The organism is Chryseobacterium caseinilyticum (assembly GCF_014837145.1).
Lineage (GTDB): Bacteria > Bacteroidota > Bacteroidia > Flavobacteriales > Weeksellaceae > Chryseobacterium > Chryseobacterium caseinilyticum.
This window is the reverse complement of sequence record NZ_JACYFS010000001.1, coordinates 1,544,862-1,561,898: the sequence shown is the minus strand read 5'-3', so window position 1 is coordinate 1,561,898 and position 17,037 is coordinate 1,544,862. Positions and strand designations below refer to the sequence as shown.

At 36.0% G+C, this 17,037-nt stretch carries 18 protein-coding genes and 1 tRNA gene; 7 read left to right on the top strand and 12 right to left on the bottom strand.

Annotated features, from left to right (window positions below; genetic code table 11):
- Positions 1-61: 61 nt before the first annotated feature.
- From IC610_RS07515 to IC610_RS07505, 3 genes are all read right to left on the bottom strand, one after another.
- Complete coding sequence (locus IC610_RS07515; RefSeq protein WP_191735967.1) at positions 62-640, bottom strand: adenylate kinase; 579 nt, start codon at positions 638-640, stop codon at positions 62-64.
- 144 nt (positions 641-784) lie between these two features.
- Entirely contained in the window at positions 785-1,339 is a 555-nt protein-coding gene (gene hpt / locus IC610_RS07510) for a hypoxanthine phosphoribosyltransferase (RefSeq protein ID WP_191735965.1), read from the bottom strand.
- Between the two features lie 333 nt (positions 1,340-1,672).
- The gene (locus tag IC610_RS07505; RefSeq protein WP_191735963.1) at positions 1,673-2,836 is read right to left on the bottom strand and encodes a DUF4062 domain-containing protein; all 1,164 of its coding nucleotides are present in this window, start codon (positions 2,834-2,836) and stop codon (positions 1,673-1,675) included.
- A 157-nt stretch (positions 2,837-2,993) separates the two neighbouring features.
- On the opposite strand from IC610_RS07505, the gene IC610_RS07500 reads away from it, so the two are divergent.
- Positions 2,994-4,280 carry an adenylosuccinate synthase gene (locus IC610_RS07500; protein WP_056081891.1) on the top strand — a complete coding sequence of 429 codons (1,287 nt, stop codon included), beginning with the start codon at positions 2,994-2,996 and terminating at the stop codon, positions 4,278-4,280.
- Between the two features lie 83 nt (positions 4,281-4,363).
- On the opposite strand, the gene metQ is transcribed toward IC610_RS07500, so the two are convergent.
- The 4 genes from metQ to IC610_RS07480 all read right to left on the bottom strand — a co-directional run bounded on the left by metQ (position 4,364) and on the right by IC610_RS07480 (position 8,102).
- On the bottom strand, positions 4,364-5,173 hold the full coding sequence (gene metQ, locus IC610_RS07495) for a methionine ABC transporter substrate-binding lipoprotein MetQ (protein ID WP_191735961.1): 810 nt from the start codon (positions 5,171-5,173) through the stop codon (positions 4,364-4,366).
- Positions 5,174-5,410: 237 nt separating this feature from the next.
- Complete coding sequence (metI, locus tag IC610_RS07490; RefSeq protein WP_191735959.1) at positions 5,411-6,067, bottom strand: methionine ABC transporter permease MetI; 657 nt, start codon at positions 6,065-6,067, stop codon at positions 5,411-5,413.
- Positions 6,060-7,088 (bottom strand): methionine ABC transporter ATP-binding protein, encoded by a 1,029-nt coding sequence (locus IC610_RS07485; RefSeq protein ID WP_191735957.1) that lies wholly within the window; start codon positions 7,086-7,088, stop codon positions 6,060-6,062. Before IC610_RS07485 ends, metI begins: the two co-directional genes overlap by 8 nt.
- Before the next feature lie 15 nt (positions 7,089-7,103).
- Positions 7,104-8,102 (bottom strand): EamA family transporter, encoded by a 999-nt coding sequence (locus tag IC610_RS07480; RefSeq protein WP_191735955.1) that lies wholly within the window; start codon positions 8,100-8,102, stop codon positions 7,104-7,106.
- Between the two features lie 357 nt (positions 8,103-8,459).
- Between IC610_RS07480 and IC610_RS19970 the strand changes: the two genes are divergently transcribed.
- Positions 8,460-8,690, top strand: a complete 231-nt coding sequence (locus IC610_RS19970; protein WP_228462861.1) for a metallophosphoesterase — start codon at positions 8,460-8,462, stop codon at positions 8,688-8,690.
- A 9-nt stretch (positions 8,691-8,699) separates the two neighbouring features.
- On the top strand, positions 8,700-9,206 hold the full coding sequence (locus tag IC610_RS07475; RefSeq protein WP_228462860.1) for a metallophosphoesterase family protein: 507 nt from the start codon (positions 8,700-8,702) through the stop codon (positions 9,204-9,206).
- A gap of 60 nt (positions 9,207-9,266) precedes the next feature.
- On the opposite strand, the gene IC610_RS07470 is transcribed toward IC610_RS07475, so the two are convergent.
- Both IC610_RS07470 and IC610_RS07465 read right to left on the bottom strand, forming a co-directional pair.
- Positions 9,267-9,346: transfer RNA gene (locus IC610_RS07470), tRNA-Leu, on the bottom strand.
- 77 nt (positions 9,347-9,423) lie between these two features.
- On the bottom strand, positions 9,424-10,185 hold the full coding sequence (locus tag IC610_RS07465; RefSeq protein ID WP_191735954.1) for an MBL fold metallo-hydrolase: 762 nt from the start codon (positions 10,183-10,185) through the stop codon (positions 9,424-9,426).
- A gap of 55 nt (positions 10,186-10,240) precedes the next feature.
- On the opposite strand from IC610_RS07465, the gene IC610_RS07460 reads away from it, so the two are divergent.
- Both IC610_RS07460 and IC610_RS07455 read left to right on the top strand, forming a co-directional pair.
- Positions 10,241-11,668, top strand: coding sequence for a hypothetical protein (locus IC610_RS07460; protein ID WP_056081874.1), 1,428 nt, complete (start codon positions 10,241-10,243; stop codon positions 11,666-11,668).
- A gap of 11 nt (positions 11,669-11,679) precedes the next feature.
- Positions 11,680-12,129 (top strand): GAF domain-containing protein, encoded by a 450-nt coding sequence (locus IC610_RS07455; protein WP_056081872.1) that lies wholly within the window; start codon positions 11,680-11,682, stop codon positions 12,127-12,129.
- A gap of 401 nt (positions 12,130-12,530) precedes the next feature.
- Here IC610_RS07455 and IC610_RS07450 read toward each other — a convergent pair whose 3' ends face one another.
- The 3 genes from IC610_RS07450 to IC610_RS07440 all read right to left on the bottom strand — a co-directional run bounded on the left by IC610_RS07450 (position 12,531) and on the right by IC610_RS07440 (position 15,233).
- A complete protein-coding gene (locus IC610_RS07450; protein WP_191735952.1) occupies positions 12,531-13,256 on the bottom strand; it encodes an ABC transporter substrate-binding protein in 726 nt (241 codons plus the stop codon).
- 26 nt (positions 13,257-13,282) lie between these two features.
- Complete coding sequence (mgtE, locus tag IC610_RS07445; RefSeq protein WP_056081866.1) at positions 13,283-14,605, bottom strand: magnesium transporter; 1,323 nt, start codon at positions 14,603-14,605, stop codon at positions 13,283-13,285.
- Between the two features lie 82 nt (positions 14,606-14,687).
- A complete protein-coding gene (locus IC610_RS07440) occupies positions 14,688-15,233 on the bottom strand; it encodes a pyruvate decarboxylase (protein ID WP_191735950.1) in 546 nt (181 codons plus the stop codon).
- A 167-nt stretch (positions 15,234-15,400) separates the two neighbouring features.
- Here IC610_RS07440 and rpsO point away from each other — a divergent pair, with 167 nt between their 5' ends.
- Both rpsO and IC610_RS07430 read left to right on the top strand, forming a co-directional pair.
- On the top strand, positions 15,401-15,670 hold the full coding sequence (gene rpsO, locus IC610_RS07435) for a 30S ribosomal protein S15 (protein ID WP_056081861.1): 270 nt from the start codon (positions 15,401-15,403) through the stop codon (positions 15,668-15,670).
- A 113-nt stretch (positions 15,671-15,783) separates the two neighbouring features.
- Positions 15,784-16,983: an acyloxyacyl hydrolase gene (locus tag IC610_RS07430; RefSeq protein WP_191735948.1), complete on the top strand. Its 1,200-nt coding sequence runs from the start codon at positions 15,784-15,786 to the stop codon at positions 16,981-16,983.
- Positions 16,984-17,037 lie beyond the last annotated feature (54 nt).

Sequence of the window (17,037 nt, the reverse complement as noted above, 5' to 3'; positions counted from 1 at the left end):
GAGATTTGAAATTTGAAGTTTGAGATTAAATTTCAAATCTCAAACTTCAAATCTCAAATTATTATTTTATTTTTTCTACTTCAGCAAAAAGCATTTCAGAGATTTCACTGATTTCTCCTACACCGTTGATCTCAACGTATTTGCCCTGCTGCTTATATAATTCTGCAACTTCTGCAGTTTTTGCGTAATATTCTTTTATTCTGCTTCCGATGATTTCGGCATTGCTGTCGTCGGTTCTTCCGCTGGTCTCGCCTCTTTTCAAAAGTCTTTCCAGTAAAATATCGTCTGCCACTACCAGAGAAAGACATACATCGATCTCATCATTCAGTTCTTCTTTTACGATCTTTTCCAAAGCTTCTGTCTGTACAGCGGTTCTTGGGTAACCGTCGAAAATAAATCCTGCAGCATCGGTCGGTTTTCTGATCTCGTCAATCAGCATATCTGTTGTTACCTGATCCGGAACCAATTCACCTATATCGATGTACGATTTAGCCAGTTTCCCAAGTTCGGTATCATTTTTCATGTTGAATCTGAAAAGATCACCCGTTGAGATTTGCTTTAAATTGAATTTCTCGATTAAGTTTTGAGCTTGTGTACCTTTTCCACTTCCCGGAGGGCCGAACAGAACAATGTTTATCATAATGTGGTTTCGCTGTTGGCAGCTTGCAATTGGCTTTTGGCGGTTTGCTTTTTGCTTTCAGCTATTTTTAGTTATTATTAAAATTTATTTCTTTCTATTTTTCTAAATTAAGGCTAAAAGCTATCTGCTAAAAGCCAACAGCCGTTAATGGTTGATTTGTCCGTCAGCGAGTTGATATAAGTTGGGTAAATTTCTTCCCAATTCATCATAATCAAGTCCGTAACCCAAAACAAATTTGTTAGGAATTTCTTTTCCGATATAATCAAGTTTGAAATCTTTCTTGTACACTTCAGGCTTTAAAAGGAATGAAGCGATTTTTACAGATTTCGGACGTTGTGTTTCGTTGAAATACTTAAATAAACTTTCAACCGTGTTTCCTGTGTCTACAATATCTTCTACTAAGATGATGTGACGGTCTTTAACGTCTTTTGTAAGCTCCATTTTCTGGTAAACGATTCCGGTAGATTCTGTACCTGCGTACGAGCTCATCTGGATAAATGCAATTTCGCATTCTCCCGGATAATGTTTTAAAAGATCAGAAAAAAACATGATTACGCCATTCAAAACACCAATGAAAACAGGAACTTCATCCTTATAATCTTCATGAATTTTCAGAGCGGTAGCTTTTACAATCTCCTGAATCTCGGCATCCTCTAAATAAGGCACAAAAGTTTTGTCGTGAACTTGAATACTTTCCATAAAATTTTTAGTAGGCGGCAAAGTTACGGATTTTTGATGAAAATGTTTTGGTGTTTGTTTTTAGTTTATTAAAAGATGATTTGCTTGGTTGTTACCTGCTATTTAAAATGCAAATTTCCATGAATGTTTTTCACTTTTAAGACAAAAATTCACATTGCTTTGTCATTCCGGAGGAATCTAAGCTGGTAACAGGTTTTGCGGAATGATGATTTTTTTTATAGCTAAAAAGTAAATGATATTTTGAAAATGTTTTATTATAACGTTTTAATAAAATCATATGTACTATACATTTATTTTTCACTTATAATGTTTTGAGAAAACAGAATTATTAACTTATAGTTTTAACTTATACTCCAGCTCTCCTTCAAACTCATGCGTTATATCATATGAAGCTTTCAGTGTAGATTGTAAAACATCAAGTTGATTTAATAATTTATTTTTTGCTTTATTAAAAACGGAATATAAATTTGGTAAATTTCTAATTTCATTATAAAATCCTTCCATTCCATTAATCGCTTTGGGAATGTTAGTTTTTAGTGTTTTTACTGATTCTAAAAACGAATTTAAGTCTTCGATATTTTCATCAATGTTATCTTTATTAATACTATTAATGTAAATAGATCCTATTTTTACTGCAGCTTCATAATTCTCTTTATATATTGGTGTTTCTAATAACAATCTATTAGTGTAATCATCAACATTTTTTGCTGTTCTAGTCAAAATTCCTGCAAGTGAATTTTTATTAAAATTGGGAAGTTTTTTTATTTTATTTATTTCATCTGTTTTATTTCTAAACTCATTACCAATTATTGCTGTCGCATCGGTAATGTTAGTAAGGGCTAAATTAGCATTAGCCATAAAGTCTTCAAATTGAATTAAGAAATCTAGTACCCCAATTTCTTCAATATCATCAATGCTATTTTTTACACCTTTATCAACTTCTAACACTTTATTAATAGAATTATTAGATAATAGATTATCTGTTCTTTTTGGGAGATGGATTCTTAATTGATTTATTAGTTCTTCTACATTTTTAAAATTCCAATAAAGAATATTATTTTGTCGTAAACCTTCTTTAAAGTTTTTAATTTTAGTTATTTGTTCTGGAATAATTTCATCTACAGGAATTGCTTCAGATTTAAAGTAAAAAAGTATTTGAATATTTTCTCCATTTTCAAATCGTTTTAGAGCTCTTAAAAATTCTTCTTCTGTTCCAGATTCAGCCACCGCAGTTTGGGTTCCAAATTTTTTCCAAATAATCCCAAGGAAAATATCGTATTCGTCCCCTATATCTTCATTAATAATTTGTTGTGTATGTTCGTGCGTAATTCCCGGTCCAGAATGGGTCTCCCATTTAATTAAATCAAAATGAACATCATTTGACTTGCCATAGGTGTTGTTGAGTTCATTTATGAGATTTGGTATTTCATTTCTCTCAGATTCTAAATCTGTAGGAGAACTCAAAAGAATTGAGTATTGAGTAAATTTTTTTGGCATTTATTGTTTTTAATTCACTGCTAATATATTGAATTTAAATAATAAATACTAAGGAAAATCCCACAATTTCCACCCACCCAAAAATAAAATCCCCATCAAATTTGCCCACCCAATTTTTTAAAAGTAATTTTGCATGAATCTAAAATAAAAGTAAAATATGTCAACTTACGTAGTTGTAGGTCTTCAGTATGGAGATGAAGGTAAAGGAAAAATCACGGATGTTTTATCGGCAAAATCTGATTACGTTGTACGTTTCCAGGGGGGCGACAATGCTGGTCATACGGTTTATGTAGGCGATGAAAAATTTGTTTTGCACCTTCTTCCATCGGGAGTTCTTCAGTGCAAAGGGAAGTGTATCATTGCCAACGGTGTAGTGGTAAATCCTAAATCTTTCATTAAGGAGGTGAATCAGATCGAAAGCAAAGGCCTGAGAACTGATCACATTTTCATCAGCAGAAGAGCGCATGTCATCATGCCTTACCACATTCTTTTGGATACTTACCGTGAGGAAGAGCACGGAGGAACGCAGATCGGTACCACCAAAAAAGGAATCGGACCTTGCTACGAAGATAAAATCGCAAGAGTGGGAATCAGAATGATCGACCTTCTGAATCCTGAAATTTTAAGAGACAAAATCGAGAAAAACTTAAAAATAAAGAATTCTCTTTTCGAAAAATATTACGACAAACCGACTTTAGACGTTGAAGAAATCTACAACGAATATCTAGAAATCGGAAAACAGCTTCAGGACAGAATCGTTGATACTGAATTAGAGCTGAATGAAGCGATCAGAGATGGTAAAAACGTATTGTTCGAAGGAGCTCAGGCGTTGATGTTGGATATCGACTTCGGAACGTATCCGTACGTAACTTCATCTTCTCCTTCAACCGGAGGTGTTTGTACAGGAGCTGGTGTTCCACCAACTTCACTTCAGAATTTGATCGGTGTTGCCAAAGCATATTGTACAAGAGTAGGAAACGGACCTTTCCCTTCTGAACTGGACAATGAGCTAGGTGAAAGCATCAGACAGATTGGTGGTGAGTTTGGAGCGACTACAGGAAGACCAAGAAGAACAGGTTGGTTAGACCTTGTTTCTTTGAAACACGCCTGTATGATTAATGGAATCAACAATTTGGTGATCACTAAATTAGACGTTCTTACAGGAATTGAAAACCTGAAAATCGTTACGCATTACAAAACTGAAGACGGAAAAATCATCGATTATTTCACTTCATCAACAGAAAAATTATACAACTACGAGCCAATTTATCAGGATTTACCGGGTTGGAATGAAGATTTGACGAAAGTGAGAAGCTACGACGAACTTCCGGATACAGCTCAAAAATACATCGAGTTCATCGAAAAGTATCTGGGAATCAATGTTTATCTGGTTTCTGTAGGTCCTGAAAGAAGTCAGAACATTATCAGAAAAGAATTATTCTAAGGAATTTTTTTAAAATATAAAAAACCGCTTTTTTCGAAAGCGGTTTTTTGTTTTTGTAAATTCACAATTCACAATTCACTCAATCATTTCCATCCCTTCACAGCCCCACCTTTGAAGATTTCTTTAGCTTTGTCTTCCACTTCTTGCGACTGATAGGCTTTGAGGAAATTTTTCACTTTATCCGTATTTTTATTGTCTTCTCTTGAAACAACAACATTCATGTAGGGCGAATCTTTATCTTCTTTAAAAATTCCGTTTTTATCGGCATCCAAACCTGCCTGAGCTGCAAAATTATTGTTGATAACTGCAATCACAACTTCTTTATCATCCAGAACTCTCGGAAGCTGGGGGGCTTCAATCTCGAGAATTTTCAGTTGCTTTGGATTTTCAGCGATGTCGGTAACTTTTGGTAATAAACCGATGCCGTCTTTTAATTTTAATAAACCGTTTTTCTGTAGTAAAAGCAACGAACGGCCGCCGTTGGTTGGATCATTGGGAATAACGATTGTGCTTCCGTTTTGAAGTTCACTGATGCTTTTTATCTTTTTTGAATAGGCGACAATCGGGTAGACAAAAGTATTTCCGATCACCGCTAATTTATAACCGCGCTGTTTCGACTGCTCATCAAGATAAGGAACGTGCTGAAAGGCATTCGCATCGATATCGCCATTGTTCAAAGCCTCATTCGGAACTACGTAATCATTAAATGAAACCAGTTCCACTTCAAGGTTATATTTTTCTTTCGCCACTTTTCTTGCAGTTTCGGCAATCTGCTGTTCCGGTCCGGAAGTAATTCCTACTTTGATGAAATTGGGATCATCTTTTTTTGGAGAATTACACGCTCCGAACAAAAGCAGTCCTGCTGCTAAACTTAAAATTTTTATTTTTTTCATTGTAAATTATTTTTTTTAAATGTTGGGTGAGGGATGTTTGATGCGGGATGTGGGTTTCGTGGTTTGAGATTCGATAAGTGGCGTTTGGAATGCGAGATGGGTTGCTTGAGTCTTATTCTCAATCAATTTTATCTCTGATAAATCTTTGTACCTTAAAACTTATACAGGATAAAAAATTCTTGCGCCTCTGCGTTTTACCATCAAGACTCAAACCCTCAAACTCTCAGACTCTCCAACTCATCTATGATCAACCCTTTTCGCCAATCTGTCTCCCGAAAACTGAATGATAAACACCAAAGCGACAAGCAATCCAAGGACGAGATTCATAATTAAAGCATCGTAACCGATATATCCGTACTGATAACCGATCTGTCCCAATCCACCGGCTCCGACAGCACCACCCATTGCGGAATAGCCGACTAAAGTGATTAAAGTAATCGTTGCATTATTAATAAGTGAAGGCAAAGCTTCAGGCAATAAAACTTTTCTGATGATCTGAAACGGACTTGCTCCCAAAGCTCTCGCAGTTTCAATTAGTCCATTTGGAATTTCGAGAAGACTGTTTTCTACCAATCTTGCAATAAACGGAGCTGCCCCGATACTTAATGGAACTAATGCGGCATTCATTCCGATGGAAGTTCCTACCAAAGATCTCGTGAAAGGAATCATCCACACAATCAGAATAATAAAAGGAATTGACCTGAAAATATTCACCAAAACCGACAGAATTCTGTTGTAAATGGTATTTTCCAACAGCTGTCCTTTTCGGGTAACGAAAAGCAGAATTCCCACCGGAAGACCGAGCACAAAACCGAAAAATCCAGACACAAAAGTCATGTAAACAGTTTCCCAGACTCCTTTTGAAAGAAGCGAAATTACAGAGTCACTAAGCATATCCTTTTAAAGTATTTTGAATGTTATTCTGATTAAAATAATAGATCGCTTTCTGGTTTTCTTCACCTTCACCTTTTAGATGCAGCAGAAGTTTTCCAAAGTTGGAATCGCCCAGATATTCCACGTCAGCTTTCAGAAGTTTATATGGAATTTTATACTGATCGTAAATAATTGAAAGCAGTTCTTCAACACTTATTTTTTCGTTTAATTCAATTTCAACCAGCGGAAAAAGTCCGTCTTGCGGCTCTTTCTGTAGTTTTTTGCTGAGTTCCTGTGGTATAGTCATAACTCCCGAGTTTAAAAATTGTTTGATGATAGGATTTTCTCTGTTGGATATAATTTCACTCAGAGTTCCTTTAATTGCTAAATGTCCTTTATCGATAACAGCAACGTGGTTGCAGATCGCTTTGATGACTTCCATTTCGTGGGTGATAAGTAAAATGGTGATTCCAAGACGATGGTTGATGTCTCTCAGCAACTGCAGAATAGATTGCGTTGTTGCCGGATCCAGCGCGCTGGTCGCTTCGTCGCAGAGCAGGAGGTAAGGATCGTTGGCCAAAGCTCTTGCAATCGCAACCCTTTGTTTTTGCCCGCCAGATAAGCTTTTCGGATAGTCGTTCGCTTTATCTTCCAGCCCGACGATTTTTAAAAGTTCGTTGACTTTATCACGGATTTTTTCTTTACTTAAATTGTCCAGCTCGAGTGGAAGTGCAATATTTTCAAAAACAGTTCTTGACGAAAGCAGATTAAAATGCTGAAAAATCATCCCGATCTTTTTACGCTCCTTCGCCAACTGTTTTGAACCTAATTGGGTAAAGTCGGTTCCGTTGATGATGATCTGTCCCTCGTCCGGTCTCTCCAAAAGGTTGACTGTTCTGATTAAAGTACTTTTTCCGGCTCCCGAAAATCCGATTATGCCTACGATATCACCTTTTTCAATACTGAGATTTACGTTTTCCAAAGCTTTAAAAGACTGTTTCTTCTGATGAAAAGTTTTGGATATATTTTTGATTTCTATCATTTCTGATTTTTAAAATTACATGGGTTGATAAGGTCTGCTGATTCTTCCGAAATGTCTCGCAATTCTTCTGATTTTAGCTTTTGACCGTTTTGAAAGTTTAAAATATTTGGTAACATTGGTTAACAAAACTCCGATTAATATGATGACCAATCCGTACAGTTGGTTTCCGTTAATGGTCTGATTGGCAATGATAAATCCGGCAATAACAGTTACAATTGGATTAATATAAGTGTGTGTACTGACGATGGCTGCAGGTTTTACCGATAAAAGCCAGATGTAAGAAATATAGGCGATAATTGATCCGAAGACAATCAGAAATAATAAACCTAGCCAAGCCAAAGTAGGAACTGCTGCTAAAGAGAATCCAGTCCATTCACTTCTAAAAAACGCAACTAAAAACGATGCTAACCCAGCCACGATTAACTGTTGAGAAATATTCATAAAAGTTGAATGATCTGCGGGATTTTTCTTGGAATATAAAGATCCCAAAACCCACGCAACAGAGCTCAAAGCCAAAACAATAAAAGCCGTAATTCGAAGTGATGAACTTACATTTTCAGTGTTTGAGTTGACGCTTCCGTTTAAGAATAAAATAAGTCCTACAAATCCCAATATCAGTCCGATCGGTATAAATTTATCTGAGAAATAATAGCTCCAGTTCTTTTTATCAATGGCGATAAACCAGAATGGTCCTGTTGCAATGGTAATGGCGGCTTCAGAGGCTGTGACGTATTGTTCGCCCCAGGCAACGAGCCCTGTTCCTCCGGTGAGAATCAGAATTCCGGTTACGGCATTTTTACCCCAGTTTTTTAATGAGTCGGCTTTTTCTCCTTTCGCCACTAAATAACCAATCAATAAAATTCCGGCAGCGAAAAATCTCAGTCCCGAAAGAATAAAGGGTGGAAATCCATTTAATCCGAATGAGATGGCGAGGAATGTGATTCCCCAGATGATGTAAATGTTGACAAATGCTATGGGAACAAGCCATTTGTTTTTAAAATCAGTTGTTTTCATATTGTTTTTGTTTATTGGTTTTTGCAAATAAAAAAGGCTCTACAACGTGGTAAAGCCTTTATAAAATGTCATAATAAAAGTTTAAGCTCATCCACTAAAATTCCTGTACAAAGGCATACAGCACTGCATCATCATATAATTGATGCGTATCTTCTTCATTGAATTGTATCTGAATCTTGTCTTCATTTTCATTGTTAAACCTGATTACGGATGCAAATATAAAACATATATTTTTATTAGTCTACTTTTTTAGTAGACTTTTTAAATATTCGTATTTAAACGCTTGATTTTTAGATTTTTATTTTTTAAATCAAATCTATTTGCAGTTTTTAGTTTAAATTAAATTATTTTTAAATCATGAAAATTCAAATCATCAGCGATTTACATCAGGAACTTGGTTTTACTGATTTATCTTTTGATAATGCAGACGTAGTTTTGCTGGCAGGAGATATCAATTTAGGAACAAAAGGAATCGAATGGATTAAAACTAAAATTCCCGGTAAACCTGTAATTTACATTTTAGGAAATCACGAATATTACAAAGGATCATATCCGAAAACTTTAAATAAAATCAAAGCAGCTGCTTAAAATTCTAATGTGTTTGTGCTGGAAGATTCTTTTGTGGATATTGAAGATGTAAGATTTCATGGCGCAACTTTATGGACAGACTTCTCTATTTTTGGAAGTCCTATGGCTTACGGAAGTCTTTGTCAGGCTGAAATGAATGATTATAAATTAATAAGACTTGATCCCTCTTATTCGAAGATGAGAAGTATTGATACATTTAAAATACATCAAATCTCAAAACACTGGCTAAAAGAAAGTCTGGAAACTTCTAAAGAACTGAAAAACATTGTTGTCACACATCACGCGCCGAGTCTCCAATCAGTTCCTGAACATTTTAAAACTGATCCTGTCACTTCTGCATACGCTTCCAACTTAGAAGATTTTATTGAACTGCATCAGCCGCTGTTTTGGATTCACGGCCACATTCACACACCTTCAAGATATAAAATAGGAGAAACCGAAGTCATCTGCAATCCGCATGGTTACGTTACTGAAAAATATAATGGTTTTGAAAAGGAACTGATAGTAGAAATATAAAAGTTTTGAATGAGATATAGTGAAAAAACAAAAAAAACCACTGATAATCAGTGGTTTCTGTACCCAGGACCGGGATCGAACCGGTACTCCTAAGAACTGGTGTTTGAGACCAGCGCGTCTACCAATTCCGCCACCTGGGCTGGTGTTACATTGCTGTAAATCGGTGTGCAAATATAGAAAGTTTTATTAAAACTCAAAAATTATTTTAAATAAAATTTTAGAAATTTATTTCCAGACCGTCGTAGGCAAGATGCATTCCGGCCGGAAGCTGTTCTTCTTCAATATCATATAATCCAAAATGATGGCTGATATGGGTCAGAAATATTTTTTTCGGTTTAAACTCTTCCTGCAGTCTGATCACATCAGGCAAAATAAAATGGGCAGGATGCGGATCAAATTTACGGATGCAGTTTACAATCAGTACATCCAGATCTTTCAGTTTTTCTTTATCAGATATCGAGCTTGCATCGGTAATGTACGCCAGCTTTTTAAATTTAAAACCTAAAATCGGTAGTGTATGATGATTCACTGCAACAGGATCGATTTCTGTATCTTCAAAAGTAAATTTCCGGTTGGTAATTGAGTGCAGGTCAAAAGCCGGAGCTCCCGGATATCTAACATCAGCAAAGGCATACGGAAATCTGTTTTTTACCTCATTTCCCACCCTTTCAAGGCAGTAAACTGGCATGTTTTTTCCGGTTTTGAAAATCAAAGGCCGCATATCATCAAGTCCGATCACATGGTCATTGTGCTCGTGGGTAATCAGTACGATGTCAATATGTCCCTCATTATTCAGAAGCATTTGCTGCCGGAAATCGGGGCCACAGTCGATGAGGATTTTTTTACCTTCATCCGAGGTAATCATCACTGAAGACCTGAATCGTGTATCTTTTGGATTGGCAGACTTACAAACCTCGCATTCGCATCCAATAACGGGAACGCCCTGTGAGGTTCCGGTGCCTAAAAATTTCAACTTCATTTTCTTTCGAGGTTGGTTTAATTTTGGTAAATTTACGAAAAAATTACACGTCCTAATGTATCAGAAACTTACGCCCAAGCAAAAAGCATTGACAATAAATCTAGATCCTACTATTTATGGTACTTTCGCAGAAATTGGAGCAGGGCAGGAGACCGTTCGGCATTTTTTCAGAGCAGGAGGAGCGTCGTCTACCATCGCAAAGGCTATGTCAGCCTACGATAAGGATTTCAGTGATGCCATTTATGGTAAAGAGGTTAAAAACAGATATGTTACCCAAAACCGTCTGCGCAAAATGCTCAGATATGAGGTGGCATTGATAGAAGAACGTATCTCGCGGGAAAATCATCCCAACAGAAAGTATTTTTCTTACGCCAACACCGTTACGACGATTAATTTTGACAAAACTTTAAAAGGCCACGGCTGGGTAGGAATCCGTTTTCAGAGTGAAGTCGATGCTCAGTACAATGAGATCGTTATTCACGTTAAATTTAAAGAAAATGACGCTACTTTACAGCAGGAAACGCTTGGTAATTTAGGTGTTAACCTGATCTACGGAGCTTACAAATATTCAGATAATCCGAGAAATTTAATTGAATCTCTCTACGACGATATTGCAAAAGACAATCTGGAAATCGATATGATAGATTTCAGCGGACCTGTTTTCGATTATGTAGACAACCGTCTCATGTCGCTGCAGCTCGTGAAAAACGGAATGACCGACGCTGTAGTTTTCAATTCTGAAGGCAACAATATGCTTCCCGCAGATCTTCTGTACAAGAAAAATATTTTTGCGGTAAGAGGAAGTTTCAGACCTGTAACTAAGGTTAACATCGACATGCTGGAAAGCGGTATCGAAATGTTTATGAAAGATTCTCAGTGTACTCAGGAGCAGACCGAAATTTTCATTGAAATTACCATCTCAAACCTGCGTGCAGACGGAGATATCGACGAAAGAGATTTCCTCGACAGAGTGGATGTTTTAGGAAAATTGGGTTACACGGTTATTATTTCAAATTTCTCAGAATACTACAGACTGATCGATTACTTCTCTGCTTACACTACCGGCGATATCGGTGTTGCGATGGGTGTAAACAACCTGTTGATGGTATTTGACGAGAAATACTACAAAAATCTTTCTGGAGGAATTCTTGAGGCATTCGGTAAATTCTTCAGAAACGGAATGCGGGTATATCTTTATCCTTACAAAGATCCTGAAACACAGGAGCTTCTAAATTCTACAACACTGAAAGTGGGTGATAATCTGAAGGAACTTTACAAATATTTCAAAACCAACGACAGAATTGTAGATATTGAAAACTTTAACCCTGAATTCCTGGAGATTTATTCAAGAGAAATTCTCAGAAAGATTACATGCAATATTGCCGGTTGGGAAGATCAAATTCCTGAAGGTGTGGCAGATATGATTAAAGAAAGAAGCATGTTTGGCTACAAGAAAGAACTTTCACTGAAACAATTCTCGTAAAATATAAAATAATGTCAGAATTAAAAAAGAGACTTTCGTCTATTCTTGAAAGTCCGAAACATAATACAGAAGAGAAACTTGAAAAGGTTTGTCACCTGTTGGATCAGGAAATTTCCTACTTCAACTGGACGGGTTTTTACTTCAAAAACGGAGATAAAGATGAGTTGAAACTTGGTCCTTACGTAGGAGCAGAAACAGATCACATCATCATTCCTTACGGAAAAGGAATTTGCGGACAGGTTGCTGTTTCCAATGAAACTTTCATCGTTCCCGACGTGCATTTGCAGGACAACTATCTGAGCTGCTCCATCGATACAAAAGCTGAAATCGTTGTTCCGATCTTTAAAAACGGCGAAAATATTGGTCAGATAGATATCGATTCCCATACAATTGATCCTTTTACAAAAGAAGATTTAGAATTACTGGAATGGCTTTGTAATGAAGTTTCCAGGATTCTGTAATCTTATTTAAATTTTAAAACATAAAACTCAGATTCCGGTCTGAGTTTTTTTATTAACAGGAGCTGACTTTAGTCCGCTTTCATTTTTTTAGAATACCGTGCTTTAGCCAAAGTATAAATGAAACTTTTGTTGGAATTATTTATTTGAAAATAATTAAATCGTTCTGGATTTAAAAAGTTCTGAAAGGCGGAAAAATTAGCATAAGGTTAAGTTATAAATCAGGTTGAAAGGGTGAAAAAATTGGCGTAAGCTGAAGTCTTATCTAAAATCGTATACAAGTAAAACGAGCCCTGAAAGGGCGAAAACAATAGCATAGGGTGCAGCCCTATAATAATTAGATAAAGTTAACAGCAAGCCCTGTAAGGGCGAAATCATATTTAAATTCTATAACCGAAAATATTTTAATTAAATTCCGAAACCAACTCTTTAAAATAATCCTCACACTTCGCAATATGCGTCCCATACCAAGAAAATGCCTCGCCGTCCACAATCATGATTTTCTTGTCAGGATAAATCTCTTTTAGTTCCAGAATATGTTTTTCTTTAAACGGAAAAGGCTCCGACGAAAGCATAATAACATCGGCACCAGCCAGATCTTCAGCTTGAATTTCAGGATAACGTTTTTGATCTTTAAACAGATTTTCGAAACCGATTTCTTTTAAAACTTTATCAATAAAAGTATCTGAACCAACCGTCATGTAAGGATTTTTCCAGATCAGATATGCCGCTTTTACAGGAGAATTTATTTTTGAATTTTGAAGGACATCGTATATTTTGAGATTATATTGTTGTGCTTTTTCTTCTTTATTAAAAAGGTTTCCAAGGGTTTTCAGGAGATAATAATTGTCTTCAATATTTTCAACATTGGTCACCATCACTTTAAAATCTTTCATGAGATCCTCAACCTGTTCTTTCACATTCTCTTCCTTATTGGCAAGAATAATGTCTGGTTGTAAACTTTTAATTTTCTCAAGTTTAAGATTTTTTGTCCCACCGATGATTTCTACATTTTTCACTTTTTCTTTTGGGTGAATGCAGAATTTTGTCCTTCCGACAATTTCATTTTCCGTTAAACCTAAATCAAATAAAGCCTCAGTAATTGAGGGTACGAGAGAAACTACTTTCATTGAATAATTTTAGATGGTGTCTAAAATTACAAAAGTTTTCCGGTTAAAAACATTGCGGCAATTGTAAAATAAATAATCAGTCCGGTTACATCGACCAGTGTTGCCACGAATGGTGCAGATGAGGTTGCAGGATCAAGATCGAATTTTTTAAGGATAAACGGAACCATCGAACCGGAAATTGTTCCCCAAAGTACAATCATCGCCAGAGAAATCCCTGCGCTGATGCCGATGAAAAACCAGTAATCTCCATAATCAAACCAGCCGAGTTCGTGCCAGATCATAATTCTGAAAAACCCGATCACTCCGAGAAAAGTTCCCAGAATAATTCCGGTAAGAAGCTCTTTTTTCATTACGATCCACCAATCTTTTATAGTGATTTCCTGTAAAGCCATAGCACGGATGATCAATGTTGCTGCCTGCGATCCTGAATTTCCGCCACTCGAAATAATCAAAGGAATAAACAGGGCTAAAACTACAGCTTTTTCAATTTCATTTTCATAAAAACCCATTACTGATGCGGTAATCAGCTGTAAGAAGAAAAGTACAATCAGCCAGAGACCTCTTTTTTTAATCATTTCCCACCAGTGCGTCTGAATATAAGGATCATCCAACGCATCTACACCCCCGAATTTCTGAATATCTTCTGTATTCTGAGATTCAATCTGATCTAAAATATCGTCAATTGTAACAATTCCTACCAAAACTCCTGCTTCAGTAACGATGGGAAGTGCAGCACGGTCGTACTTTTCAAAATACTGAACTGCATCTTCTTTTGAAGTTGTTGTTGTAATTGCGACGAAATGATTGTCTGTAATTTCTGAAATGAGAGTTTCTTCTTCCTCTAAAAGCAGACTTCCCAAAGCAATATCGTCAATCAGTCGGTTTCTTTCGTCAACTACGTAGAGGTAATTCATCGTTTCTACCTTGCTGCCGACTTTTTTAATCTGCTGAAGACATCTTTTGATCGTCCATTCCTTCCGGATCTGAATGTAGTAAGGTGTCATCAGACGGGCAATAGAATCGGAATCGTAACCCAAAAGTTTCAGGGCAATTCTTCTTTCCTGAGGATTAAGATGATTGATGGAATATTTGATAAGTTCATCCGGAAAATCTTCAAACAGGGAAGTTCTGTCATCCGGAGTCATCGCATTCAGGATTTCAGAAACCTCGGCACTTGTGATGCTTCGGATGGTTTCTTCCTGGAAATCAGGGTCAAGATGAGAAAAAACGTCAGCTTTGTATTCTTTCGGAACTTTCAGAAATGCCAACAGTCTTTCGTCAGCGGGTAATTCGCTGAGTGTTTCGGCGATGTCGGCAGGGTTGAAGATAAGTTCGTCAGATTGATTCAAGATAGAAATTTTAGCTATGCAAAAATAAATCAAATTTTAAAACTATACGAAGAACCGCCTAAATTTAAGGATTTATTAAACTTTAGATGTCGTTGTCTGTAATCGGTTTCAGTTTCCGCAGGTTTTTGAAAATGGTTTTCAGAGCTCCGGCAGTTCCTATTTTAATGGAATTTTCTGCTGAACCCAGCATCCGCATATTTTTTCTGTAGGTATCGTAGGAAGATTCTGTAATGAGATTTCCGCTCTTATCAAAAAGTTTCATGCTCACAACCACCTGATTCGAAAATACGTATTTTCCTAAGCCTACTTTGAAGTATTTAACTTTAGAAACCGTTACAAAATCGGCATCATTGTTTACGGCATAATCTGAAATGGTCTTCGGATCGGCGGTTTCAAAAGACAGCTGAATTTCAGTTTTCAGCATTTTTCTTTTTTTGTGCGTGCTGATATGATCTGAAACGGCACTGAAAAAGGCAAGATTTGTTGGTTCCTTGATCTCTTCAACATCAGGTTCCACCTCGGGATTGAAGTAGAGAATGTTTTGAATATCATGATGTTTCTGTGCTGAAATTGTGTTGGTTTTCAGGGCAAAAATCAGGATCAGGGTAAATAATAATTCTTTTCTCATTTATACATGCAAAAATACTGTCTTTTAATGAGATAAGACTTATTTTTTTGATAATTTTAATAAAGTTATCGCCAGGAAGATACTAAAATATTGTTTTACAGTTTTCTGATTCAGAAAATTGTTGTACTTTTGCACCCGTTACATAATAATCATTAAACAATATTGGAATGTACTTAACAACAGAAAAAAAAGCAGAAATTTTCGCAAAGCACGGTAAATCTGCAACAGACACAGGAAGCGCTGAAGGACAGGTAGCTCTATTTACTTTCAGAATCAATCACTTATCTCAGCATTTGAAGGCAAATCGTCACGATTTCAATACTGAAAGATCTTTGGTGAAATTAGTAGGTAAGAGAAAAAGCTTATTAGATTATCTTAAGAAAAAAGATATCACAAGATACAGAGCAATTATTGCTGAACTTGGTTTAAGAAAATAATCTATCCGATTTCCAAAAATAAAGAAGCAACTTCGAAAGAGGTTGCTTTTTTTATGGATTTAAATTTAAAATCAGGTTTTGTTTAGAAGATTTTCAAAAATGAATGTCTAAATTTGCCACTTTTAATAAATAAACTGTTCGTGATCAGAAGATTTTTTATTCTTTTAATATTTTTATTATCAAATCCCGTGTTTTTTTCTCAGGAAAGCGACAGCTTAAAAACTAAGCGTTGGGTTTTTGCTGCGACTGGTGAATACGGGGGAATAATACCAACCAACGAATCACTGAATTTCTACAGACATAAAGCTTTTTCAGGATGTAATTTTCAGTTTTTAAAACAGACTGATGGTAGCCGTAATTGGGAAAAGCTCTATAATTATCCACAAATCGGTATCGGAATTTTTGCTTTGGATTTTCTGAAGGGTAAAGATATGGGAAGCCCATATGGATTTTACGGAATTTATAATGCAAAAGTAAATCAGTGGAACAGGCTGAAATGGATGTATGGAATCAATTTCGGGATTTCTTTTAATTCTAATTATTTTGATTTCGATAATCAGTATTATAATATTTCTGTTGGTTCTAAAACGAATATGTACATCGGCCTTTCCACCGGACTGTTTTATGAATTGGATGATCATTTTGATATTGGTTTAAATTTAAAATTCAATCATCTTTCTAACGGCGCCACAAAAATCCCCAACAAAGGTCTGAATATGGCCGCCGGACAACTCAGCCTTATTTATTATCCCGAAAGAATTAAACCAATCGATATTGATACAGTTTATCAGCCAAAGGAGAAACACAATACGTTGGAGTTTTCAGTTTTTGGAGGAAGAAAAGATTCATTTTATCAGGGTGAAAACCGATTCGATCTTAAATACTATGAAGGCTATGAATACAATGTTTTTGGTGCCGATGCGCTTTACATGCATCAGTATTCAGATAAATCTGCCTATGGGTTAGGAGTAGGTATTACCTACGATGGCGAATATAATCATACATCATACGTGCAGGACAGTACACTGTATGAGAAAAAAAGATTTTCTAATGACAGAATGCTTTTAAGTATTATTCCTACTTACCGTTTAATGATAGGAAAGCTGTACGTGAACATAGGGGCAGGTGTATATCCTTTTAAAAAAACGAGGCAGTACGACAAAGATATTTTTTTCCAGAAAATAGGATTACAGTATCAGATTACAGACCGTCTGTTTGCGTCTTTTGGTATTAATGCATACAATTTTCATATTGCAAATTATCTTGAATGGAAGTTAGGCTACACCATTATCAAAAACAAAAACAGAAAGTAATGCAGATGTTTACGATTTAATTGTTTAAATCTACAATTTACTCCTTAAATCTAT